Here is a 22,552-nt window from a genome sequence, read left to right as displayed (position 1 = left end):
TTTAATCACTTATCACAACAACAAAATGAAAAAAATTGTACCATTTGGCATCCTTGTCATTGTAGTTATTCTGGCCTTTATGTTCCCCGGGAACGTAGCGGCCGCTAAACCAGCAACAACTTACGTTGGTGCCGACATCGCCTGGTTGCTTATCTCAACCGCACTTGTATTATTAATGACGCCGGGCCTGGCCTTCTTTTACGGCGGTATGGTTCGTAAGAAAAACGTTATTTCTACCATGCTGCAGAGTTTTGTTTGTATGGGCCTTATCACTATCATCTGGGTAGTATTTGGTTTCAGCATGGCATTTGGCGAGGATGTTGGCGGCTACGGTATCATCGGTAACCCCAAATCATTCTTTATGATGCAAAACACACTTGGCGTTGCCTGGCTGGGTGGTACAATTCCGGTTATCCTTTTTGCAATGTTCCAGTTAAAGTTCGCGGTTATTACACCAGCGTTAATTACCGGCGCATTTGCAGAGCGTATCCGTTTTAACTCTTATTTAATTTTCATCACCCTGTTCATTGTAGTTATTTACATCCCGCTTGCACACGCAACCTGGCACCCGGAAGGCCTGTTCTTTAAATACGGCGTGTTAGATTTTGCAGGTGGTACTGTTGTACACATGAGCGCTGGCTGGGCCGCTTTGGCATCGGCATTATACCTTAAAAAACGTAACGCTGTAGAAGAGGCACACACGCCAGCACGTATCAGCTACGTAATATTAGGTACAGGTTTGCTTTGGTTTGGCTGGTTCGGTTTCAACGCGGGTTCTGCATTAGGTTCTGGTGAGCTTGCTGCTACTGCATTGGCGACTACAACAACTGCATCTGCAGCTGCTGCCATGTCATGGATATTTTTTGATATTTTGAGAGGCAAAAAACCATCTGCAATGGGTGCTTGTATTGGTGCTGTAGTAGGTTTGGTTGCTGTAACCCCTGCTGCCGGTTTCATCACCGTATCAAGCTCATTGATAGTGGGTATTGTTGCCGCTGTGGTAAGTAATTTAGTAGTTATATGGCGCTCGAAAACAAACATCGATGATACGCTGGATGTTTTCCCTTGCCATGGTGTTGGTGGTATGGTTGGTATGTTGATGACCGGTATCTTTGCAACCAAAAGCGTTAACAGCTTAGGTGCAGATGGATTGGCATACGGCGAAACCGCTTTATTTGTTAAACATCTTGTGGCTTTAGTATCAGTATCGGCATTTGCTTTCTTCGGTTCTCTTCTGTTGTTGAAGATCACTGATATGATAAGCAAGTTGCGTGTATCTGAAGCCGACGAACTCGCTGGTCTGGATATGAGCCAGCACGACGAAGAGCTATAACCATACATCGAACGTGTTTATAAAAGAGGGGCGCAAATTGCGCTCCTTTTTTTTGTTTTAAGGGGATTTGTGTACCCTCTCTCGCAGCGTCATTGCTGGGGTACGAAGCAATCTCCCCCGATAGGACAAGTCGGCGATTGCAAAGCGTTCATATATAGTCAGGAGATTGCTTCGTGCCTCGCAATTGTAAAGGTTAGATAATTCGGTAACAGAATTAGCTTTATACAAATAAAGTTAAGAGTTATGCGAATCAACACTAACGACCTTACACTAAAGCGGAACTATCTGAATAAGTACCGTTTTCTAATCGGCCATTACGAGCAGGTGAAACGGGGCGAACACCCTCAGTTTAGATTTGCGAAGGATTTCTATGCAGCACATGACACCGATGCCCGAAGCTTTTTAAAGTACTATAATCGATTCAAGCAGTCAGGGAATGAGTTAGATCTTTTACCGGCTAAGCGCGGGCCAAAATACAATACACGTCGCCCTGACCCTGGTGATGAGCAGCAGGTGCTGCACCTGCGGGAACGAGGCTGTAATAAGTTCGAGATCGCCGATCAGTTTAAGCGAAAAGCTAATAACTTTACACCATCACCTTCGGGAGTTTACAACATCCTGAAGCGGTACAATAAGAACCGTTTAACTGTTGCTGATAAAGAGGTAAAGCGAAAGATCATCAAAGAACGTATGGGTCAGTTAGGACATATCGACTGTCATCACCTGAGTAAAAGCGTGATCAGGGGGCAAAACAGGAAACTGTACCTGCTTTGCGTATTGGACGATCATTCCCGCCTGGCCTGGGCACAGGTAATGGAAGACATTACTGCGTTAACCACCATGTTCACTGCTTTGCATTGTATGCAGGCACTTAAACGGGAGTTTGGCATCCAGTTCGAGGAGATCATCGCTGATAATGGACCCGAGTTCGGACCGGCCATCAGCCAAAACAAACGAAATCACCCTTTTGAGCGGATGCTGATAGAAACCGACATCAAACGCCGCTATATGCAGCCTTACAGACCGCAAACAAACGGTAAGGTGGAACGCTTCTGGCGAACACTTAAAGATGACCTGATTGAAGATACAGACTTTGATAGTTTAGAGGAACTCGAAGATGAACTGCTTAAATACCTCGTTTATTATAACTGGGAAAGACCCCACCAGGGTATTAATGGCAAAAAACCTATCGACATGGTCACCCTAAACAACAAAAAATAAATACCTGATTCTGTTACCGAAATACTAAACCCTTACAGCAATGACGGGGCGTTGATAGCAAAACGGGCAGAGTGCTTTACGCATTCTGCCCGTTTGTTTAAATGAAAAACTTATATGGTCTTAATTTACCTTTTCAAACTTCGCAGCCCAGCCACCGCCGGATGCCAGTTTTACGGTTAATTTATCTTTTGAGGTAAGCGTTACTTCCTTGCGCACGTAATCTTCGCCATTGCGGTTGGCATTTACACCATCGCTAAACAAAACAGCTTTATAGCTGCCTTCGCCTAAAAAGGAAAGGTCTATCGTAATTTTCCGCTCATCCCAGTTGGTCATAGCCCCGGCGTACCAGGTGCTGCCTTTACGACGAGCGATACTCACAAAATCGCCGACTTTACCATCCAATGCAACGGTTTCGTCGAAGGTGGTGGGTACAGAGGCGATATAATCTGTGCTTTCCTGCTCTTTTTTGTAAGCGCTTGGGTTATCGGCCATCATTTGCAGCGGTGCCTCAAATATGGTGAACATAGCCAGTTGGTGAGCGCGGGTTCCCTGTGTCATAGGGTTGCCGTTAACCGGTCGGAAACTGGCTTTCGACGCGTTGCGCATCCCGCCGGGTGTGTAATCCATCGGCCCGGCCAACATCCGGATGAAGGGGATGCTTACATCATAAACGGGTTGGTCTTTTACGCCCCATTTCATGTTTTCCAAGCCTTTTACACCTTCAAAGTTTAAAATATTGGGGAAAGTGCGCTGCAGGCCCGATGGTTTGTACATTCCGTGGTAATCTACCAGCAAATGGTGGTTGGCGGCCTTTTGTGCAATTTCGTACAGCGAGTTTACAGCAAACTGATCGTCGCGGTCTATAAAATCTATCTTAAAGCCCTTGATCCCCATTTTTTCGTACTTGTCAAAAACGGCATCGGTTTGCTGCATGGTGGCGTACCAGCTTGCCCACAAAATGATGCCTACGTTTTTCTCTTTAGCGTAAGCAACCAGTTCTTCGATATTGATATCCGGCGAGATCTGGTTCAGATCGGTATCTTTCGACCAGCCTTCATCTATAATGATATACTCCAGTTTTTTGGCCGAGGCAAAGTCGATATAATACTTATAGGTAGGCACGTTGATGCCCGCCTTAAAATCTACACCGGTGATGTTCCAGTCGTTCCACCAGTCCCAGGCAACTTTGCCGGGCTTTATCCAGGTTTGGTCGGTAAGCCTTGATGGTGATGCCAGTTTTTGCACCATATCGTTATCGGCCAACTGCTTGTCTTCGGTACTGATCACTATCGCGCGCCATGGGTATTGGCGGGTGCCGCTGGTTTTAGCCATGTATTCGGCGCGGCGTTTTACCACGTAGTTCATGTCGGCATAACCACCGGCCGCCTGCTCCAGCGGGTAAGGCGCAAAGGTGCCACGCAGGCTGTTTCCTTTCCCGCCGATGAGGTACATACCCGGGTAATCTTCAATATCAGCCTCTAAAATGGCGGCTTTTATTTGGTCGTTTATGTTTACCAGCACGGGCAAAAAGGCAAGCGTATCTTTTTTAAGGGTAGAGATCTTTAGCGTATCGTAATGCGCCTCATAGGAGGTATTGTATTTATCTTTTGCCCGGTAATCATTTACAAAGGGCAGGTAGGCTTTGGTATCGGTAGCAAAATTAAAGTTTGCTTCCTCGTCTTTCAGGGTGATGGTTTCTTTAAATTCGGTTGTGAAGCGGTAGGCTACGCCATCGTTATAGGCCCTAAAGATAAGGCCGTAATCGCCACTGAATTTTAGGACGAGCTGGTTGTAGTTATCATGCACCTTTGCCCGCTTGTAAATGGGCGTATTAAAATACTCGTCCTTATCACTCGTCTTATCACTTTTTACTACAGCATTGAGGCCCAAAACGGAGCCATTGTTGAGCACCAGCGACACATTCGAGGGCATAATAACATCCGCTTGCTGATATTTTACCGACCAGTTAATGGTTGCGCCCGCATTTACGATCATATCAATTTTGCCATCCGGCGATTTGATGTGGTAGGTTTTGGTTTGCGCTTGTGCCGTGGCGAAGAACGGTATGGCAGCCAGCAGCAGTAATATTCTTGTTTTCATGGGGCGAATTAAAAATTGGTGGATGAAAATAGGTCTTTTTATTATTTTGATGACAGTTAATATTTAACCATTTATAGTTCAATTTTTGCCCAAATAGACCTTAAACCGCTATCCCCAATCCCGGCGCATTATTCAGCACCCATTTACCATCGGTAAACTGCGGCAATTGGTAAGGATTGTTGCTGGTAAGGAAGGGTCCATCCAGGTCGGCCCAATCACATTGCGGGGCAAGTGATGCGGCGGCAAGGGTGGCACAGCTGGTTTCGGTCATGCAGCCTATCATCACTTTTAGTCCCAGTTCGCGTGCTTTATCCAGCATTTGTTTGGCCTCGTACATCCCGGCAGATTTCATCAGTTTGATGTTGATGCCATGGTAAACGCCATTTGCTTTCTCCACATCGGCCAGGCGTTGCACGGCTTCATCACCAATTAGCGGCAGCGGACTATGCTCGGTAAGCCATGCATTGCTGTCCACATCGGTTTTTAGCATGGGTTGCTCTATTAAAACAACGCCCTGCTCTTTCAGCCAGTAAACCAGGTCGAGGCTTTGCTTGCGGTCTGTCCACCCTTGGTTGGCATCCACAAAAAGCGGCACATTGGTTACCGAGCGGATAGTTTGGATGATCTCTTTATCATTATCGCGGCCAAGCTTTACCTTGATGATCTTAAAATCGGCGGCTTCCTTAAGCTTTTGAATAATCACTTCTTTGGTATCTATCCCAATGGTAAAGCTGGTGATGGGCATTTTTGCCGGGTTAGTGCCCAGCAGTTCCCAGCAGGGTTTGCCTTGCAGCTTACCGTCCAGATCGTGCAGGGCAATATCTATACCCGCCTTTACAGCCGGGTTACCGGGTGCTATGGTATCCAGGTAGTTGATAATAGCGCCAAAATCAAAGGGGTATTTAAATTGCCCTGCATCTACCTTGCTTAAAAAGACGTTGGCGGTTTCGTAACTCTCGCCCATGTAGGGCACCATAGAGGCCTCGCCATAGCCAATAACGCCTTCGTGCTCCATCTGCAGCAGCATAACCGGCGTGCTGGTGCGCGAAAATTTGGCAATAGTGAACGTATGCTTTAAGGTTAATTCGAATTGCTGGTAAGTAAGCTTCATTCTTCTGTTTTTATCATTAACTCCCAGTAAATACCCATTTGCCCGCGGTTTTCAAACACGCCGGCAGGGAGTTCTTTTGGGAATTTCTTTTTGGAGATATCTATGGTTTTTACAAACTGGTTAAGGGTAAATAGTTTGTTCTCCACATACGGCAGAAAAACATAATCCCAAACCGCGTAGTGGCTCAGCATCCAGGTAAATTCCAGATCAAACTTACCTTGCTCCATATAGTCGTTCAGGATGCTGTAAGATTCAAATACCGCGGCCTCGTCCAGGTCGTCTATTCCGGTGAGCCAATCCGGCTCCACAATGGCTTCCCAATTTATGAATATCAATCGCTTTAACGCTTCAAGCTTTATTTCTTCGTCGCTGCTCTCATGGAACATTTTCAAATATTCCAGATGGATGCTTTTGTAGTTATCCAAAATGAGTTTGTTATCATCCCATTCGCCTTTTGTGGAAACGTTACTATTTAGATTAAACTGCGTGCGTTTATAGATCTCGAGTTCGTTATCCGAGAGGCCTAAAAGAGGTAAAGTCATTTTTACTACATAAAACTCAAAGCTAAAATAATACTTCTAAAAGCTGCTTATCTTTGCGGCCATGGCGGTACAAATTTATCACCCTTTCAGCAACTTTAATTTCAGCAACACCAAATGCTTTTTAACCGGCCAGCCCCTCAGCAGCACCGAAGAAAAGATCCAGGTTTTTCCAGCTTGGCTCATGAGCCTGTACAACCTGCAGGACCAGCCGTTTAAACTGCTTGATGAAAGCATCGCCACGTACAAAGATCTGAAGATCCCTTGCTCGGCAGTCATTAACGAAACCTATTTAGAGCCGCTGGAAACTGAGGTAGCCGAAGCATTTGCCAAGGGCTACGAAGGCGTAAAGGCACTTGATGAGCACCGGCTTTTCCTTTGGGTGGCTAAGCTGATGTACGGTATTATTTTTAACGAATTGCAGGCCGGCATAAAAATGCAGCATACGCAGGGCGAGGAGTTCAACATATCACAATCCATCATTCATAAATTCAGCCATTTGCATTTGATGCTGCAGAGCATTAACCTGCCCATACAGTTTGAGGATTTTAAACCCTACAGCCTGTTTTTATTTAAGGTGGATAATAACGAAAAGGAGTTTGGCTACCGCGACGAGATAAACACCCAAACCTTTGCCCTGCGGATAAAAGACTTCGGCTTGGTGATGTGTTTGCAGGATAACGGCGCCAATGGCAGCTATCACCGCGAATTATTTACCAAAATAAAAGACGAAACCCTGCACCCCATTCAATTCGAAGAGTTTTCCGGACGGATGTTTTATTCTAACTACCTGTTTAATCGGCTGCCTGAATACGAGGTGATGCCGCTGGGCGAGGATATTTTTATAGAGGCCATGCCCCTGCGCGGCTTCAACAGCAAGCCGTTGTTTGATGAATGGATGAACAAAACCTATGGCCAGGTGCTGGAAAACTTCTGGAAGAACTGGGGCTTCCTGCTGCTGGAGATCATTAAAAACCCAAATCAGCCCATGAGCTTTTTATTTAACCCTGATGGCAGCCCGATAACTGCCGCATCCATAGAACTACCGCGCTAAAACTGCGCGATAAATTCGTTGATGATACCGTGATGCAATATAATGGTGATGAGGATGCCGCTTAAGGCCCCGAATAAGTGGGCATCATGGTTAATATTATTCCGCGCGTACCGGGATGCAAAATGGCAGTAAACCAGGTACAAAATGCCGAAAATATAGGCTGTGATAGGTATGGCAAACATAAAACGAAATTCGGCATGTGGCTGAAACAAAATAAAGCTGAATATTACCGCGCTGATAGCGCCCGATGCCCCTAAAGTATTATACCAGGAATCGTTCTTGTGTTTTTGGATGGAGGGCAGATCGGCCAGTATCATGGTTGCCAGGTACAATACCCCAAACTGCCAGTGACCCAGCATCTTTTCTAACTCAAACGCAAAAAAGTAGTACGACAGCATGTTAAAGAACAGGTGGTTCCAATCGGCATGGATCAACCCACTGGTGATAACAGTATACACCCGGTACCCGCGCGAAACCTCGTATGGGTTCAGGATAAATTTGGCATAGATATTTGGGTTGGAGAACGCCAAAAGCGAAGTGCCCAGCGTTAGTACAAATATAAAGGAGGCCACGGGAGCCAGCGTTAGGAATTCTATCATTTAAGGTCGAGTTTGGTATCTGTTAGCAGCCTGCCTACCGGGTAGCGCAGGTATGTTTTTTCGAAATAAGGTGAATTGCGGTAAACAAAGTTCAATTGGGCCGCGGCGCTGTTTGCCATTTTAGGGTCCTTCGCTTTTTCATTATCCAGTTTTTTGCGCAGGTCGGGGTCTTTTTTTAGCAGGTCGGCGGCAATATCCTCAAAAACATAGTCGGAAAAATATTCTTTTTGCCCCAGCACCGAATCAAAAAAATTCCAGGCGAAGAACGAATCCACGCCCTGCGGCTCCAGCGTTTCTACAATGTAACGGTTAATGGGCTGGTTTACATATACCACATAATCGCCGGCGTAAAATTTAATTTTACTATCCACGGGGTTTAGCTTTACACCGGTGTGGATATAATGCCCCTCGTAAGGGCGCATGCCGGTTTTATAATCGGCTATGTAATACATCTGCAGGTTTAGCGTGGTGTCATGCGCTAATTGACGCATGGCAACCCGGTTCAGCTTAAACAGATCGATAACCTTGCCCCATGCTTGCGGAATAATGTAGGCAACAGGCTTATCGGCCGTAGCGGAAGCTTTATAGGTATTGAAGAATTTAATGGTTTTGGCGTAGGGTTTATCACGATCGTAAAACAGGCGTTTTAGCCCGCTTACTTCGCTGGTTTTGTAACCGGCCTCATAGCCTTTAAAGGTAATGGTATCCACCTTAGTTTCGTCGAGCGTCCATGCAAGGTTAAACGTTTTTTGCCTGCTTACTTCGGCATCCACTTTTTTACGCAGATCGCCTATCACTTTGGCATCGCGCTGGCAAATGGCTATTAGGTGCTCCATAAAGCTATAAGTTGCGTACAGGCGCTTATCGAAAGGCTTCAGCATGTGCGTCTCCGTCATATAGCTGATCATATTATGCTGGGCGGCAAAGCCGGTAGAAAACCTTGGCGTTTCCATAAAGCTTACGATGCCGCTATCGGGCAGGCCGCTTTCGCCCGCGCCGTAAGGGATCATCTCAAAACCGCTTTTCTTCATGCCTTTATACAGGTCGGCGGTCATTACCTTAGCGGTATAATCGGCCAGCAGCGGGTTCTGTTTATCTTTTTGGGTTTCTATCAGTGTCATCACGTACTGGTAGTCGGCACCATCGCTTACGTGGTTGTCCAGCAGCACTTCGGGCTGCCAGGTGTTCAGGATCTGCGCAAAGGCGAGCGCGTTACGGCTATCGGCTTTAATAAAATCGCGGTTCAGATCCAGGTTGCGGGAGTTGCCGCGGAAACCGTATGCATCGGGGCCATTCTGGTTAGCACGCGAGTGCCCCCGGTTCATGTTCCCATCAATGTTATATACGGCTATGATGCAGATCACCACATCACTGGGTAGCTTACTGCTTTTTAGCAGATCGCGCGTAAGCATCATACTGGCATCAATCCCTTCCGGCTCACCGGGGTGGATTCCGTTGTTGATGAGCAGCACACACTTGTTTTGCTTTTTGATGAGCGCCGGGTCGAATACTTTGTCCTTAGATAATACCACCAGCGTTAAAGGTTTGCCCACATCTGTCATCCCGTAATTGATGGTACGCATCTGCGGGTATTGTTTCGCCAGCTTTTGATAATAGGCAATTACCTCGGCATGGGTGGCAGAGTAATTTTTATTTTTGCTTAGTTCGAAGGGGGTGAGCTGGGCATGGGCCTGTATAAAGCAAAACAGGGGCAGCAGCAAAAACAAGGATCTTTTCATATCGGTACAGCAAATATAAACCAGGCGTTCAACTAATTATTTGGAGTCGGCTATTTCTGCCTGTAACTTTTTTGGGAGACTTTTTAGCACCAGTTGGTACGAATCAGCTATCATTTCGCAAAGTTGCTTGCGGGTGAGCGTACCGCTCATATATACCGTATTCCAGTGGGCCTTATTCATGTGATAACCGGGTTTAACCTCGGTATAACGCTCCCGCAGTTCTATGGCGCGTTCCGGGTCGCACTTGGCATTAAAATGGTGCCCGTCCTGCAAACCGGCTAACAAAAATATTTTTCCGCCCACTTTAAACACTAAAGTCTCCTCCCCGAAGGGGAAGCCCTCTTCAACAGCCGGCAAAGCAAGGCAATAATCGCGTAGTTCTTCAATATTCAAATCAATTCCCCTTTATAGATTTATCGTAAGAATGTTCCGTACCGAAGTTATATTTAAACCCGATGGTTATCTGGCGGTATTGGTCGGGGGCGTTATTTTTAAATTTAGAGGTAGGGTCCTCATAGCCATCCAGGCCTTCGCCAAAGGTTACATTATGCTGGTAGCCAATATCGATACCAAACTTAGGCACGCCGTAGTAATCAAATATCTTAAACTCATAACCAAACCGCAAAGGCACAACAAGGTTTACCGTTTTCTCCTTTCCGGGGAATTGGTAGCTGGGGTCTATCAGGCTAAACCTGTTGGCATTCACATTATTGAACATCGCCCCTACACCAATGCCCAGATAAAAATTCTTCAGGAGATTTAAAAAATCGCTGCGGTAATAATCTATGGCATCCCCTAACTGATAATTTACATGCAGCATAAGGGCTTTATAATTGTTTTCGAACCGGCGGGTGTCCTTATCTTCGGCAACGGAATTACCCCCACCCCTTAGTTTACCCATCTGAAATTCGAGAACAATTGGCACATAAGGGTTATAGTAATACGTAAAATTGGCATTGTAGCCATAATCGCTAAAGCCCTTCTTCAGATCTGCAAGTGGGTGTATATAGCTTGCGCCAACTCCAAAACCAAAAGAATTGTAATTGTAGCCGCCCTGGGCTTTGGCCGCAAAGGAAGCAAACGTAACTGCAACTAATAGTATGTATTTTTTCAAAATAATTAATTAAGATTATTTACAATTTTGTACCCGGCACCGTTCACAAAAAATTTTCACTAATATAGGCTTTATATGGATTTTAACACACCGCTAAGTTTCACCGTTACCGAAAGATTTTTGCGCTACGTAACCATCGATACACAATCGGACCCGGCATCGCCAACCTGCCCGTCAACCGAAAAGCAAAAAGACCTGGGCCGCCTGCTGGTAAAAGAACTGTTAGCTATAGGCCTTGCCGATGCCCATATCGACGAATTTGGCTACGTGTATGCTACCATACCAGCCAAAACCGATAAGGCAAATGTGCCCGTGATCTGCTTTTGCTCGCACATGGATACCGCGCCCGATTGTAGCGGCAAGGACGTTAAACCATTGGTGCACCGCAATTATACCGGCGCCGACATTGTTTTGCCCGACGATAATACCCAGGTATTACGCATGGCCGAACACCCCGACCTGAAGAACCAGGTTGGTAACGATATCATCACGGCATCGGGCACAACCCTTTTGGGTGCCGATAACAAGGCTGGGGTTGCCGAAATTATGGATGCCTGCTATCAACTCATCAATCATCCGGAAATAAAACATGGCGACATCAAAATATTATTTACGCCCGATGAAGAGATAGGGCGCGGGGTTGATAAAGCCGATATTGACAAGATAGGTGCCTTTGCCTGCTATACTATGGATGGCGAAAGCGCCGGGAACATGGAGAACGAAACCTTTTCGGCAGATGGTGCAAGGCTCACCATTAACGGGGTTAGTTCGCACCCCGGCTTTGCTAAAGGCAAAATGGAAAGCGCCATCAAAATCGCGGGACTGATCATTGCCGCCCTCCCCTATGAATTATCTCCGGAAGGTACCGAAGGTATGCAGGGCTTTGTACACCCCGTGGATATAGCCGGCCATGTAGAAACCGCCACCATTGATTTTATCATCCGTGATTTTGAGGAAGAATTGCTGGTAAACCACGCAGACGCGATACGGAAGATTACCGAAGAAGTATTGAAAAGCTTCCCAAACAGCACCTACACGTTTGATGTAAAACCCCAGTACCGCAACATGAAGAATGTGCTGGCACAGCATCCACAAATTGTCGACTATGGCATGGAAGCCATTCGCCGTGCCGGTATGGAACCCAAGCTTTGCAGCATCCGCGGCGGTACCGATGGCTCTCGGTTATCTTTTATGGGTTTGCCTACGCCAAATATTTTTGCAGGAGAGCACGCGTTTCATGGGAAACAAGAGTGGGTAAGTGTACAGGATATGCAAAAAGCGGTGGAAACGATATTGCAGTTGTGTAGTATTTGGGAAGAGCAGAGCCCCCCGGCCCCATGAAGGGGGAGCAAAATATAAACGCCGATTATCAAAGTTCTTTTACTTCGACATTCGGCGTTCAGCATTCGATGTTCGATATTTCTTACAACCCCGTGCCTGGCTTAATACAGCAAATTATCGTACGGGTACCGCTCGGTATGGATCTTCTTAACAGCATCGTAAAGCATCGTTTTAAACTCTTCCACATTCTCTTTTTCGGTGGCAGAGATGAATATGGCCGGGGCGTTATTCTTGGCCATCCAGCTGTGGTTAAAATCATCCATGGTTAGGGGCGTGTCCTTTATATCGATGTTATGATCGGCGGGGTTGAAAGCATCTATTTTGTTGAATACCGTGATTGTCTTTTTATCAACCACTTTCAAATCCTTCAATGTTTCGTTAACCGTGCGGATCTGGTCTTCAAAAGTAGGGTGCGATACATCCACCACATGGATCAAAATATCGGCCTCGCGCACTTCATCCAGGGTAGATTTAAAGCACTCCACCAAATGGTGAGGTAATTTGCGGATGAACCCAACCGTATCTGATAGCAAGAACGGCACATTCTCTATCACCACCTTGCGCACGGTGGTATCCAGTGTTGCAAACAGTTTATTCTCTGCAAACACATCAGATTTTGCCAGCATATTCATGATGGTAGATTTACCCACGTTGGTATAACCTACCAAGGCCACACGGATCAATTGCTGGCGGTTTTTGCGCTGGGTTTCGTTCTGGCGGTCGATAAGTTTAAGGCGCTCTTTTAACAGGGAGATCTTATTTAGGATCAAACGCCTGTCGGTCTCTATCTGGCTTTCACCCGGGCCACGCATACCAATACCTCCCTTTTGGCGCTCTAAGTGCGTCCATAAGCGGGTAAGGCGTGGCAGTAAATATTGCAACTGGGCAAGTTCAACCTGGGTTTTAGCCTGCGCTGTTTGGGCGCGACCGGCAAAAATATCCAGGATGAGGTTGCTTCGGTCCAATATCTTCACCTGCAGTTCGCGCTCAATGTTGCGCAGCTGCGATGGCGTAAGCTCATCGTCGAAAACAACAATGTCTATCTCTTCGGCAACAACGTATTCTTTTATTTCTTCCAGCTTACCGGTACCCACAAAGGTGGAACGTTCCGGGCGCTGTAGTTTTTGGGTAAAGGTATGCACCGTGAGGCCACCGGCTGTGGTAACCAAAAACTCCAATTCTTCTAAGTATTCTTTTTCTCGTGCTTCGGTCTCGTTAGGTGTTATTACACCCACCAGCACAACTTTTTCCTGCTTCACAGCAGTATCATAAAATTTCTGTTTCATTCAAAAAACGATTAACATTTAACCATAAAGGTATATGTAATTTACCTTATTATAACTCACGGGGTGGTGGTTATGTTCACATAGCGCAAAATTGTTTTTTTATTGATAATATCGCTTCTAATAAATATTAAGAAGCATTAAATAAGGTGAGCGTTACAAACAGGCAAGTTTGTAACAAAGACTTTCGTGCAAAACCATCAAGGCCCGGCTCATTGAAAGTGTGGTATGGAGTATTACATTAACATGATGGCACAAAGATATGGAAAGCGAACTTAATTACAAACCATTCGCAGATTATCGCACAATTAAAGCTGTTAAAACCAAGGAACTATATAAAAGTCACGCTGTTCCACCTTGATTTCAAAGTCCCTTTTTAAAATAAAAATGTTATCGGGATTGTGCGCAAGCAGAATATTTATTGCAAAAAAAACTGTCGCCAATAAAATTAAAGTAAGTGGTATAAATCGTGGTGCTTTATTGATATCCACAAATTTGTTAAGAATTAAAAAAAGGGCAAACCAAATTAGCAAATAAACTACGAGATCTACAAGCAACGGCAATAAAAAGAGCTGCTGAGACATTGATGTGTGAAAGCCTTTGCATGTGTAAAGAAAAGGAAATCCAATAAAATCAATCGACCCAATGTCATCTACAAATGCGATTGATCGCATAGTAATTAATGAAAAAGAAATGATGGTAAGCGGAACAACGAACTTTACAATTATCTGCTTCATTATTGTTATTACAGCCCCTTCACAAACTCTTGCATCGCCTTACCCGGGTCTGCCTGTTTCATAAAGTTTTCGCCGATAAGGAAACCCTGAAAGCCAACTTTCTTCAGATCCTTTATCGTTTGTGTATCGCTGATGGCGCTTTCGGAGATCTTTAAAAACTCGTTGGGGATATGATCCACCAAATCGTAAGAGTTTTGTACCGAAACGGTAAAATCAGCCAGGTTGCGGTTGTTTACGCCAATGGCATCCAGGTTGGTATCTATGCTTCGTTCCAGCTCTTCCAGGTTATGCACTTCTAAAAGCACATTCAGCTCCAGGCTTTTGGCCAGGGCGGCCAAATTTTTTATCTCTGCCGGGGTTAGTATAGCCGCGATCAATAGAATGATATCGGCACCCAGGGCTTTCGCTTCTACTACCTGGTATTCGTCTATCATAAAATCTTTACGAAGCACCGGGATGGTATTGGCACGGCGGGCACGTTTCAGATCCAGCTTACGGCCGCCGAAGAAATTGCGGTCGGTGAGTACCGATAGTGCCGAAGCACCTGCATCAGCGTACTGTTTGGTTACCTCTTTTACCAGTGCTTCATCGTTAATGATCCCCTTTGATGGCGATTTACGTTTAAACTCCGCGATGATGCCCGTGCGTTCCGGCGCCAATAAAAAATCACGGAAAGAATACGTCTCCCGGTGGAAATATTCAGATTCCTCCAGTTCAATGTAAGTGGTTTCGCGCTTATCGCGATCAACTTCCCTTTTTTTATGTGCGACTATTTTATCGAGTATGTTCATTAAATTCAAATCTAAAATAAACCCCTGTCATTTCGAACGAAAGTGAGAAATCTTATACGCCCTGCATCTCTTGATGCAAAGGTTGCAAACCTGGCGTTTACGTTTTCTCTTCGCGGGCTGCTCTTTCCCCTCCCTCCGCTCATCGAAATGACTGGTGGCGGGCAGTAGGCTTGAGTTCACTATTTATCCCTTTAACCAATTCTCCATCATTTCCTTGCCGTATTCGGTCAGTACCGATTCGGGGTGGAACTGTACGCCGCGCACATCGTACTCTTTATGCCTTAACGCCATTACGGAATCATCCGCTTCGTCTATAGCGGTAACCGTCAGTACTTCGGGCAGGTCTTTTTCTACCACCCAGCTATGGTAACGGCCCACCTTAAAGCTTTGGGGCAGGCCTTTAAAAAGTTGCTCGCCATTGTCGGTTACTTTTATGGGCGTTGCTATGCCGTGCATGGGCTGTGGCAGGTTGTATAACTTGCCGCCAAAAACCTCGGCAATGGCCTGCTGACCAAGGCACACACCAAAAATACTTTTTGTTGGCGCGTACTTTTCAATTACCGGCAGCAGCAAGCCTGCTTCGGACGGTATGCCCGGCCCCGGCGAAAGGATGATGTGGCTGTAGGCGTCTACGTCCTCTATTTTAAACTGGTCGTTCCTCCAAACATCGCATTCCAGGCCAAGTTCATTAACCAAATGCACCAGGTTATAGGTGAACGAATCGTAATTGTCTATGATGAGGATTTTGCCCCCCAGCCCCCTGAAGGGGGAGCTTTTTGAATTGCTATTTGTCATTTTATATCGTAAATCCCTTATCGGGATAGTCTTAATAATTTAATAAACTCCTGTTCCCCCTTCAGGGGGTTAGGGGGCTCGCCTATAGGCTCTCAGCCAATTCTACCGCTTTTCTTAGCGCGGCTATTTTATTATCTACTTCTTTCAACTCACTTTCGGCAACCGAGCCTGCTACAATGCCAGCGCCTGCCTGGTAATGCAGCGTATTGTTCTTGCTCAAAAATGAGCGGATCATGATGGCGTGGTTAAAATCGCCATTAAAACCAAAATAACCTATCGCGCCGCTGTAAAAGCTGCGTTTGCTTTTTTCGTTCTCGTCGATAATTTCCATGGCGCGGTATTTTGGCGCGCCGCTCAGCGTACCCGCCGGGAAAGTATCCGCTACAATTTTAAAGGACGATACACCCGGTTTCAGCCTGCCGCTTACATGCGATACCAGGTGGATGAGGTGCGAGTAATATTGCACTTCTTTAAAAGCCTTTACGCTTACCTGGTCGCAATGGCGACTCAGGTCGTTGCGGGCCAGATCCACCAGCATTACGTGCTCAGCAGATTCCTTGGGGTCGGCCTCCAGCTGGCGAGCTAATTCGGCATCTTTCTCGTCATCGCCGCTGCGTTTAAAGGTTCCGGCTATCGGGAAAATGCTTGCCACGTTGTTTTTAATGGTGATCTGCGCCTCGGGTGATGACCCGAAGATGCGGAAATCGCCAAAATCAAAATAAAACAAATACGGCGATGGGTTGATAGAACGCAGCGCGCGGTACACGTTAAATTCATCACCCAAAAACTTACGGGAGAATGCACGCGACGGTACTATCTGGAACACATCACCACGGTAGATGTGCGTTTTCATTTTCTCCACTATCGCCATAAATTCCTCGTTGGTGAGGTTGGATTGCTCCGCTTCCTTGCTCTCAAAAGTGTACTCGGGGAAGTTTTTATTTTTGATGAGGTATTCCAATTTCTCCAGGCCGTTGGTTTCGGGCTGGCCCTCAACCTGGTTGTGGAAAATGTAGAGTTCGTTCTTAAAGTGATCTACCGCTATTATGTAGCCATAGATGTGGTACTGCATCACCGGGATCTTGCGCGGGTTATCGGCGGTTTCCTTCAGTTTAATAGTTTCAAAATGCTCCACAGCCTCGTGGGTAAAGTAACCGAACAAGCCGTTAGAAATTATTTTGGTGTTTTGCGCGTCGGTTTCAAAACGGCTTAAAAAGCTGTTGATCTCGTCCGTTAGTTCAAAGGTGCCGGGTGCGCTCACTTCTGTACTGCCATCCGGGAAGCTTTTTTTCAGCTCATCATTATCCAGCACAAAACCGCTGATGGGCATACAGCAGATATAGCTCATGCTGTTTTCGCGGCTGTGGTAATCCGAGCTTTCCAGCAGCAGCGAATTGGGGAAAACATCCCGTAGCCGCAGGTAAATGCTAACCGGCGTGGTGGTATCTGCAAGCAGCTTTTTATGTGTAGTATTTATTTTAAAAGTTGTCATTTTCAATAGTTTGTAAAAAGAAAAAACCCGACGAATTGGGGTCGCCGGGTTTCAATATAGGTTTATATTTGATTAGTAATGCATGTCAAAAACTATCCGGCTGCCAAATTTTAGTTTGGTGCCACCAATAGATATTGTTCAAAGTTTTTTTCATGATCGGGGAGCAAATTTATAAAGAAAATTGAGATTGCAAACTTTTTCTGCTTTTTTTTAATTACTCATGCCAAAAAAGGCGCGTTTGCTCTGCATAATGGCCACAACTATCACTATTATAGCGAGTGTATAAAAAATGGCGATGGTGCGGTGCTTGCTTTCCGGCAGGGTTTCTTTCTTGGATTTGGAGTGCCCGATGGTGATCAGTACAATAGCAAAGATCATCATGCTGATGTGCTCTACCGTCCAGTAACGGGCTTGTGCATCGTGCATAGTTTCTTTGGCAAACACCACAAAGGGGCTGACAAAATACAGCACCAGCCCTATTAAAAGCTGCGTGTGGGCCGATATTAAAGCAAACAGGTTAAGCTTGCGGTTGCCTTCGGTATATTCTTTTTGGCCAAGCCAGCCGGCAAAAGCTTGCAAAACGGCCAGCAATAATAATACCATTACAATGTACCGGAAACCGGAGTGGAGCAACAGGGTGAATTTGTATAATGCCATGGGGTGTAAAAATTTGGTTCGAATATAGGGATAAAAGTTTTTTAGTTTGAGAAGGGTAGGAAAACCATTACAATTTATGCCCCCTGTGCATCCCGCTTTGCGGCAGGTAATAAACATTTCCATTTAAAATTAATGTAAAAGGGCCTACCATTTTTATGCCCGGTAAGCTGGTAATTTCTGAATTGCCTGTTTGATTGTTGTACACTTTAAATGGCGTAGGGGTTAGTGAGCCGTAATGAGAAGCTATGTCGTTATGCAACAACAACTTCTCAGGTGAAAACACCATGTACTCCGGAACATTGTCTTTTTGCCAAATGGGTTTACCAGCCTTAATATCTATCTTGTGGATAGCGTAGGGTAACGAATATACAAACAAATTTGCCGCATCGCCGGTTAGATAGCCGTTGCCCGCAAATCCTTCCCAAATAACTCTCTCGGTAGTCTTATCTATAGCAAACAGGTTATTCTCCGAGCCGGTATCGCCTAATAGCGATACAAATACATTATTGCCAATAACAAGTGGGCGCGATTGCGGCCCCTCATAGCCTGGAGATCCGCGTAGCCGGCACATAACCTTTTTAACGCCCGTTTTGGCGTCAAACGAACACATATCAGACACCCATAACGAACTAAAATTACCGGTTGGGTGGCCCTCTATCATATAAATGGCGCCGTTACTTTCGATTGGCAGGCCCAACACAACGTCTCTTGTTTTATAGTGCCATTTTTCGATGCCCGATCTTCCATCATATGCGCGCAGGTAGTAGTTGTTTGCAACATCATAATCCAAGCAATATAGCACGCCGTTGGCTGCGATGGGTTTATCCAAATGGAATTTGGCGGAGTGCCACAGTTGTTGGCCATTTCGTGAATCGAAAGCATACATTTCTGTTTTGCCTACTTCATAAACAACACCATGATCGTAAATTACATCCTGAAAATCGGGGTAATAGGGCAGGCGTGCATCCTTAAACCAATCAATTTGCCCGGTTTTTATATCGAGGGCGTAAATTGCAGCCGTATTATAGTTGAGCACATGCCCCTGAACAAACAATGTATCATTAGATATTGCAGCAAATGAGCCTAAGCCGATTTTTTGTTCCCATACAAAAAGGCCATCTACAGTGTAGCAACTAAAGTATTCCGCGTCGGAGTTGCTATAAATAAATCCTTTCTCTGTGTCGATATTGAAATTTACTTTAACCGAAAGGCCTTTGCTATTTGTGGCGGTGATTTGCCCCGGGTAGGCAATTGTGGCGTAAATGTCTGTGAGTGTGTATGTGGTTGTTTTAAGGTTGGCGGCAATTACTTTGCCATTTAAACTCACGCTGTATTTAAGGGTTGTGTCTACGCCGCTGCCAGTTGCATCCGTCCAGCTGATATCAACAAGACGCCTGTCTTTTCGTTTTAAACCGATAAACTTAAATGATAAAGCCTGGGCTATTGTATCGGTTTTGTTCGGCTTATCGGGCAGGTTTTCAACATTGTCCTTCTGGCAGCCGATCAAGTACAATACAAGGAAAAGGGATAGGTAGCAAATTTTCTTCATCAAACCGTAAATAATGCATTTAAAGATAGGTTAAATTTTTGACAGTAAAGAGTTAACCTAACAACGGAAAACTAAACTTCCCCATAAGCACTTTTGGGTTATTGCCTATAGTCATCGGTTCGCCGCAAAGGGCTTCGTTGCCGAGCAGGGCGAATAGTATAGCCTCTTTTGCATCGGGGTTTATACCCAATTCGCTGGTTTCCGAAACGGAAGCACCCGGCAATGCCCGCTTAATATACTCCATAACAAAGGGGTTCCTGGCACCGCCGCCGCTTACAAATATTTTGGCGCCCGTTGTGTCGAAATTGGAAGCGATAAACCTTGCGATGCTGCGCGCGGTAAAGGCGCTGAGCGTGGCCACCAGGTCTGCCTTTGCTATGTTGAGCGTGCGGCTGGCTTGCTGGGCATCCGCAACAAAATCAAGGTTAAACAATTCCGGGCCGGTGGTTTTTGGCAGGTTTTCGTTAAAAAAGGGGTGGTGCAGCAGTGCATCCAGCAGGGTTTCATCTACGGTACCCGAGTAGGCTATCGCCGAATCTTCATCAAAAGGTTTATCAAAATAAGCGCGGCAGGCGGCATCTATCAATGTATTGCCGGGGCCAATATCGGTACACATTACTTTGGTGTAATCGGCATCGGCAGGTAAATAGGTAAGGTTGGCAATGCCACCAATATTGAGCAGGATGCGGTTCTCGCCGGCCTTGCTGCCTAAAAGCACGTCGCCATATAAAGCCAGCGGGGCCCCTTCGCCACCCGCGGCAATATGTTTCTGCCGAAAATCGCTGATGGTTAAAATGCCGGTCTTCATGGCAATATGGTCGGCATCGCCTATTTGCAGGGTGGCATTACCATAATTTGCCTGCTGATGCAAGCGTTTTGGCGCATGATAAATAGTTTGCCCATGGCTGGCGATGAAATCAACATCGGCTACATTTACCTGCCATTCGGCAAGCGCCTGTAGTATCAGTTCGGCATGGAATGTGCCTATGTAGGCGTTCAGCAACGTTACTTGCTCCAAACTCACCTGCTTTTTGGCGAAGACCTGCTGCACCTCTTTTTTAAAGGCTTCGGCATAAGGTATGGTGGCGAAGTTGATGAGCTTAAATTTGGTTTGCAGTCCGCTTCCACTAAAACTGCACAGGGCAATATCCAAACCATCCAGCGACGTGCCCGACATGAGTCCGATACCCAACCTTTCCTCTTTTTGGGCGGCGGCAAATAGTTTCTGCAGGTTTTGGTTTAATGGCGGCATGTGTGTAATTTACCTGTTTTAGGCAGCATAGCAAATGTAAATTAAAATGCCCTGTATCTAAATATCCTATATATTTGTTTTAACCCATTGTACACCAATACAACCCTAAGCAATTTTTATGGCAAGATTAAATTTACTGGAAGAGACACGTTACGAGAAGCTGCCGGTGAGCGTTTATGCGGACCAGAAGTCGGCATCGCTGGCAGTAGCAGCAAGGATAGCAAAACTCATTAAGGATAAACAGGCAGCAGGGCAGCAAACCGTGTTGGGTTTGGCTACCGGTGTTACGCCCGTTGGCGTGTATGCCGAACTGATCCGTTTGCACAAGGAAGAAGGTTTGTCGTTCCGCGATGTCATCACCTTTAACCTGGATGAATATTATCCCATGAAACCGGATGCTGTGCAAAGCTATGTCACTTTCATGAATGAGAACCTCTTCGACCATGTAGATATCGATAAAAACAAAGTACATATCCCCGATGGTACTCTGGACCAGGATGCCGTTGCCGCTTTCTGTTTGGATTACGAAAGGCAGTTATCGGAACTGGGCGGACTGGACCTGCAATTATTAGGGATAGGCCGTACCGGCCACATTGGTTTTAACGAGCCGGGCTCCGCGCCAAACTCAGGTACCAGGTTGGTAACGCTGGATGACCTGACCCGCCGTGATGCTTCCCGCGATTTTGGGGGTAAGCAAAATGTGCCTGCCAAAGCTATCACCATGGGGGTGGGTACCATTTTTAAAGCAAGAGAAATTATCCTAATGGCCTGGAGCGCTAAGAAAGCGCCTATCGTGCGTAAAGCAGTAGAAGGTGAGATCTCTGGTGAAGTGCCTGCTACTTTCCTGCAGCTTAGCGATCATGTGGAGTTTGTACTGGATGAAGGGGCCGCATCGGGCCTTACGCGCTTTGATACGCCATGGCTGGTAAAAGATTGTGTTTGGGAAAATGCCTTGATCAAAAAAGCGGTGATCTGGTTATCGGGTACTGTAGGCAAACCCATCTTAAAACTGACCGAAGAGGATTACAATAACCATGGCATGGCGCAGCTGGCTGTGGAGCAGGGTCCTGTGTATAATATCAATATCGACATCTTTAACCAGATCCAGCATACCATCACCGGTTGGCCGGGTGGCAAACCGGGGGCAGATGATAGCCAAAGGCCTGAACGTGCTGAGCCTGCAAGGAAGCGTTCTATCGTATTCTCTCCTCATCCGGATGATGATGTGATCTCCATGGGTGGTACGTTTATCCGTTTGGTTGACCAGGGGCACGACGTACATGTGGCTTATCAAACCTCGGGGAATACCGCCGTATGGGATGATGACGTATTACGTTACGTAGAGTTCGCTATCGACTTTAAGGAAAGTGTTGGTGAGGATGCTGCTGAACTGAAAAAATTATACGGCGAAATGCGCCATTTTATCGAAAACAAGCTGCCCAACCAGATAGATACGCAGGAGATCCGCAACGTGAAAGGTTTTATCCGCAAAACGGAAGCCATCTCGGGTGCCCGGTTCTCAGGAGTACCCGACAGTAATATCCATTTCCAGGCATTGCCTTTTTACGAAACGGGTAAAACCAAGAAGAACGCCGTTGGCGAAGAGGATATCCTGTTGACCATGGAACTATTGAAAAAAGTAAAACCTCAGCAGGTGTTCGCCGCAGGTGATTTTGCCGACCCTAACGGGACGCACATTGTTTGCTTTAATATTATCCTTGCTGCTTTACAGCGTTTGAAGGAAACCGAGGATTGGGTGAAAGATTGCTGGATGTGGCTCTACCGTGGTGCCTGGCACGAGTTTGCTACGCACGAAATTGAAATGGCGGTGCCTTTATCGCCTGC

General features: G+C 46.0%; 20 protein-coding genes. 5 read left to right on the top strand and 15 right to left on the bottom strand.

What is annotated here, in order from left to right:
* Window positions 1-25: 25 nt before the first annotated feature.
* On the top strand, window positions 26-1,333 hold the full coding sequence (locus tag ABIX36_RS10855) for an ammonium transporter (RefSeq protein WP_348082188.1): 1,308 nt from the start codon (window positions 26-28) through the stop codon (window positions 1,331-1,333).
* A gap of 243 nt (window positions 1,334-1,576) precedes the next feature.
* Window positions 1,577-2,554, top strand: a complete 978-nt coding sequence (locus ABIX36_RS10850; protein ID WP_348082187.1) for an integrase core domain-containing protein — start codon at window positions 1,577-1,579, stop codon at window positions 2,552-2,554.
* 120 nt (window positions 2,555-2,674) lie between these two features.
* Here the strand turns inward: ABIX36_RS10850 and ABIX36_RS10845 are convergent, their stop codons facing one another.
* The 3 genes from ABIX36_RS10845 to ABIX36_RS10835 all read right to left on the bottom strand — a co-directional run bounded on the left by ABIX36_RS10845 (window position 2,675) and on the right by ABIX36_RS10835 (window position 6,307).
* The gene (locus tag ABIX36_RS10845) at window positions 2,675-4,654 is read right to left on the bottom strand and encodes a glycoside hydrolase family 97 protein (RefSeq protein ID WP_348082186.1); all 1,980 of its coding nucleotides are present in this window, start codon (window positions 4,652-4,654) and stop codon (window positions 2,675-2,677) included.
* A gap of 100 nt (window positions 4,655-4,754) precedes the next feature.
* The gene (locus tag ABIX36_RS10840) at window positions 4,755-5,765 is read right to left on the bottom strand and encodes a dipeptide epimerase (protein WP_348082185.1); all 1,011 of its coding nucleotides are present in this window, start codon (window positions 5,763-5,765) and stop codon (window positions 4,755-4,757) included.
* Window positions 5,762-6,307 carry a hypothetical protein gene (locus ABIX36_RS10835; RefSeq protein WP_348082184.1) on the bottom strand — a complete coding sequence of 182 codons (546 nt, stop codon included), beginning with the start codon at window positions 6,305-6,307 and terminating at the stop codon, window positions 5,762-5,764. Before ABIX36_RS10835 ends, ABIX36_RS10840 begins: the two co-directional genes overlap by 4 nt.
* Window positions 6,308-6,368: 61 nt before the next feature.
* Between ABIX36_RS10835 and ABIX36_RS10830 the strand changes: the two genes are divergently transcribed.
* Window positions 6,369-7,358, top strand: a complete 990-nt coding sequence (locus tag ABIX36_RS10830) for a hypothetical protein (protein ID WP_348082183.1) — start codon at window positions 6,369-6,371, stop codon at window positions 7,356-7,358.
* Here the strand turns inward: ABIX36_RS10830 and ABIX36_RS10825 are convergent.
* From ABIX36_RS10825 to ABIX36_RS10810, 4 genes are read right to left on the bottom strand one after another with little or no spacing between them, the layout of a single operon-like run.
* Window positions 7,355-7,957: a rhomboid family intramembrane serine protease gene (locus tag ABIX36_RS10825; RefSeq protein ID WP_348082182.1), complete on the bottom strand. Its 603-nt coding sequence runs from the start codon at window positions 7,955-7,957 to the stop codon at window positions 7,355-7,357. The genes ABIX36_RS10830 and ABIX36_RS10825 overlap by 4 nt on opposite strands.
* Complete coding sequence (locus ABIX36_RS10820; protein ID WP_348082181.1) at window positions 7,954-9,696, bottom strand: M14 family zinc carboxypeptidase; 1,743 nt, start codon at window positions 9,694-9,696, stop codon at window positions 7,954-7,956. The genes ABIX36_RS10825 and ABIX36_RS10820 overlap by 4 nt, the downstream gene beginning before the upstream one ends.
* 36 nt (window positions 9,697-9,732) lie before the next feature.
* Window positions 9,733-10,089: an MmcQ/YjbR family DNA-binding protein gene (locus ABIX36_RS10815; protein ID WP_348082180.1), complete on the bottom strand. Its 357-nt coding sequence runs from the start codon at window positions 10,087-10,089 to the stop codon at window positions 9,733-9,735.
* 1 nt (window position 10,090) lies between these two features.
* Window positions 10,091-10,810, bottom strand: a complete 720-nt coding sequence (locus tag ABIX36_RS10810; protein ID WP_348082179.1) for a hypothetical protein — start codon at window positions 10,808-10,810, stop codon at window positions 10,091-10,093.
* 75 nt (window positions 10,811-10,885) lie between these two features.
* On the opposite strand from ABIX36_RS10810, the gene pepT reads away from it, so the two are divergent.
* On the top strand, window positions 10,886-12,151 hold the full coding sequence (gene pepT, locus ABIX36_RS10805; protein WP_348082178.1) for a peptidase T: 1,266 nt from the start codon (window positions 10,886-10,888) through the stop codon (window positions 12,149-12,151).
* Window positions 12,152-12,252: 101 nt separating this feature from the next.
* Here pepT and hflX read toward each other — a convergent pair whose 3' ends face one another.
* The 8 genes from hflX to ABIX36_RS10765 all read right to left on the bottom strand — a co-directional run bounded on the left by hflX (window position 12,253) and on the right by ABIX36_RS10765 (window position 20,707).
* On the bottom strand, window positions 12,253-13,437 hold the full coding sequence (hflX, locus tag ABIX36_RS10800; RefSeq protein ID WP_348082177.1) for a GTPase HflX: 1,185 nt from the start codon (window positions 13,435-13,437) through the stop codon (window positions 12,253-12,255).
* Between the two features lie 314 nt (window positions 13,438-13,751).
* Window positions 13,752-14,171 carry a hypothetical protein gene (locus tag ABIX36_RS10795; RefSeq protein WP_348082176.1) on the bottom strand — a complete coding sequence of 140 codons (420 nt, stop codon included), beginning with the start codon at window positions 14,169-14,171 and terminating at the stop codon, window positions 13,752-13,754.
* Between the two features lie 8 nt (window positions 14,172-14,179).
* Complete coding sequence (gene trpC / locus ABIX36_RS10790; RefSeq protein WP_348082175.1) at window positions 14,180-14,962, bottom strand: indole-3-glycerol phosphate synthase TrpC; 783 nt, start codon at window positions 14,960-14,962, stop codon at window positions 14,180-14,182.
* 183 nt (window positions 14,963-15,145) lie between these two features.
* Window positions 15,146-15,757 carry an aminodeoxychorismate/anthranilate synthase component II gene (locus tag ABIX36_RS10785; protein WP_348082174.1) on the bottom strand — a complete coding sequence of 204 codons (612 nt, stop codon included), beginning with the start codon at window positions 15,755-15,757 and terminating at the stop codon, window positions 15,146-15,148.
* A gap of 82 nt (window positions 15,758-15,839) precedes the next feature.
* Entirely contained in the window at window positions 15,840-17,249 is a 1,410-nt protein-coding gene (locus ABIX36_RS10780) for an anthranilate synthase component I family protein (protein WP_348082173.1), read from the bottom strand.
* Between the two features lie 210 nt (window positions 17,250-17,459).
* Window positions 17,460-17,906: a cytochrome B gene (locus ABIX36_RS10775; RefSeq protein ID WP_348082172.1), complete on the bottom strand. Its 447-nt coding sequence runs from the start codon at window positions 17,904-17,906 to the stop codon at window positions 17,460-17,462.
* 67 nt (window positions 17,907-17,973) lie between these two features.
* The gene (locus ABIX36_RS10770; RefSeq protein WP_348082171.1) at window positions 17,974-19,455 is read right to left on the bottom strand and encodes a PQQ-binding-like beta-propeller repeat protein; all 1,482 of its coding nucleotides are present in this window, start codon (window positions 19,453-19,455) and stop codon (window positions 17,974-17,976) included.
* 52 nt (window positions 19,456-19,507) lie between these two features.
* Entirely contained in the window at window positions 19,508-20,707 is a 1,200-nt protein-coding gene (locus tag ABIX36_RS10765) for an anhydro-N-acetylmuramic acid kinase (protein ID WP_348082170.1), read from the bottom strand.
* A 118-nt stretch (window positions 20,708-20,825) separates the two neighbouring features.
* Between ABIX36_RS10765 and ABIX36_RS10760 the strand changes: the two genes are divergently transcribed.
* A partial coding sequence (locus ABIX36_RS10760) for a 6-phosphogluconolactonase (RefSeq protein ID WP_348082169.1) occupies window positions 20,826-22,552 on the top strand: 1,727 nt, incomplete at its 3' end.

This window comes from Mucilaginibacter sp. (assembly GCF_039925265.1).
Taxonomy (GTDB): Bacteria; Bacteroidota; Bacteroidia; order Sphingobacteriales; family Sphingobacteriaceae; genus Mucilaginibacter.
This window is presented reverse-complemented; position numbering and strand designations above follow the sequence as displayed.

Bases quoted from the DNA above. Each gene is read 5' to 3' on its own strand.
- trpC (WP_348082175.1), bottom strand. From the start codon at position 14,962: ATGAACATACTCGATAAAATAGTCGCACATAAAAAAAGGGAAGTTGAT.
- ABIX36_RS10830 (WP_348082183.1), top strand. From the start codon at position 6,369: ATGGCGGTACAAATTTATCACCCTTTCAGCAACTTTAATTTCAGCAAC.
- ABIX36_RS10770 (WP_348082171.1), bottom strand. From the start codon at position 19,455: ATGAAGAAAATTTGCTACCTATCCCTTTTCCTTGTATTGTACTTGATC.
- ABIX36_RS10775 (WP_348082172.1), bottom strand. From the start codon at position 17,906: ATGGCATTATACAAATTCACCCTGTTGCTCCACTCCGGTTTCCGGTAC.
- ABIX36_RS10780 (WP_348082173.1), bottom strand. From the start codon at position 17,249: ATGACAACTTTTAAAATAAATACTACACATAAAAAGCTGCTTGCAGAT.
- ABIX36_RS10785 (WP_348082174.1), bottom strand. From the start codon at position 15,757: ATGACAAATAGCAATTCAAAAAGCTCCCCCTTCAGGGGGCTGGGGGGC.
- pepT (WP_348082178.1), top strand. From the start codon at position 10,886: ATGGATTTTAACACACCGCTAAGTTTCACCGTTACCGAAAGATTTTTG.
- ABIX36_RS10835 (WP_348082184.1), bottom strand. From the start codon at position 6,307: ATGACTTTACCTCTTTTAGGCCTCTCGGATAACGAACTCGAGATCTAT.
- ABIX36_RS10765 (WP_348082170.1), bottom strand. From the start codon at position 20,707: ATGCCGCCATTAAACCAAAACCTGCAGAAACTATTTGCCGCCGCCCAA.
- ABIX36_RS10845 (WP_348082186.1), bottom strand. From the start codon at position 4,654: ATGAAAACAAGAATATTACTGCTGCTGGCTGCCATACCGTTCTTCGCC.
- hflX (WP_348082177.1), bottom strand. From the start codon at position 13,437: ATGAAACAGAAATTTTATGATACTGCTGTGAAGCAGGAAAAAGTTGTG.
- ABIX36_RS10820 (WP_348082181.1), bottom strand. From the start codon at position 9,696: ATGAAAAGATCCTTGTTTTTGCTGCTGCCCCTGTTTTGCTTTATACAG.
- ABIX36_RS10850 (WP_348082187.1), top strand. From the start codon at position 1,577: ATGCGAATCAACACTAACGACCTTACACTAAAGCGGAACTATCTGAAT.
- ABIX36_RS10855 (WP_348082188.1), top strand. From the start codon at position 26: ATGAAAAAAATTGTACCATTTGGCATCCTTGTCATTGTAGTTATTCTG.
- ABIX36_RS10840 (WP_348082185.1), bottom strand. From the start codon at position 5,765: ATGAAGCTTACTTACCAGCAATTCGAATTAACCTTAAAGCATACGTTC.
- ABIX36_RS10825 (WP_348082182.1), bottom strand. From the start codon at position 7,957: ATGATAGAATTCCTAACGCTGGCTCCCGTGGCCTCCTTTATATTTGTA.
- ABIX36_RS10795 (WP_348082176.1), bottom strand. From the start codon at position 14,171: ATGAAGCAGATAATTGTAAAGTTCGTTGTTCCGCTTACCATCATTTCT.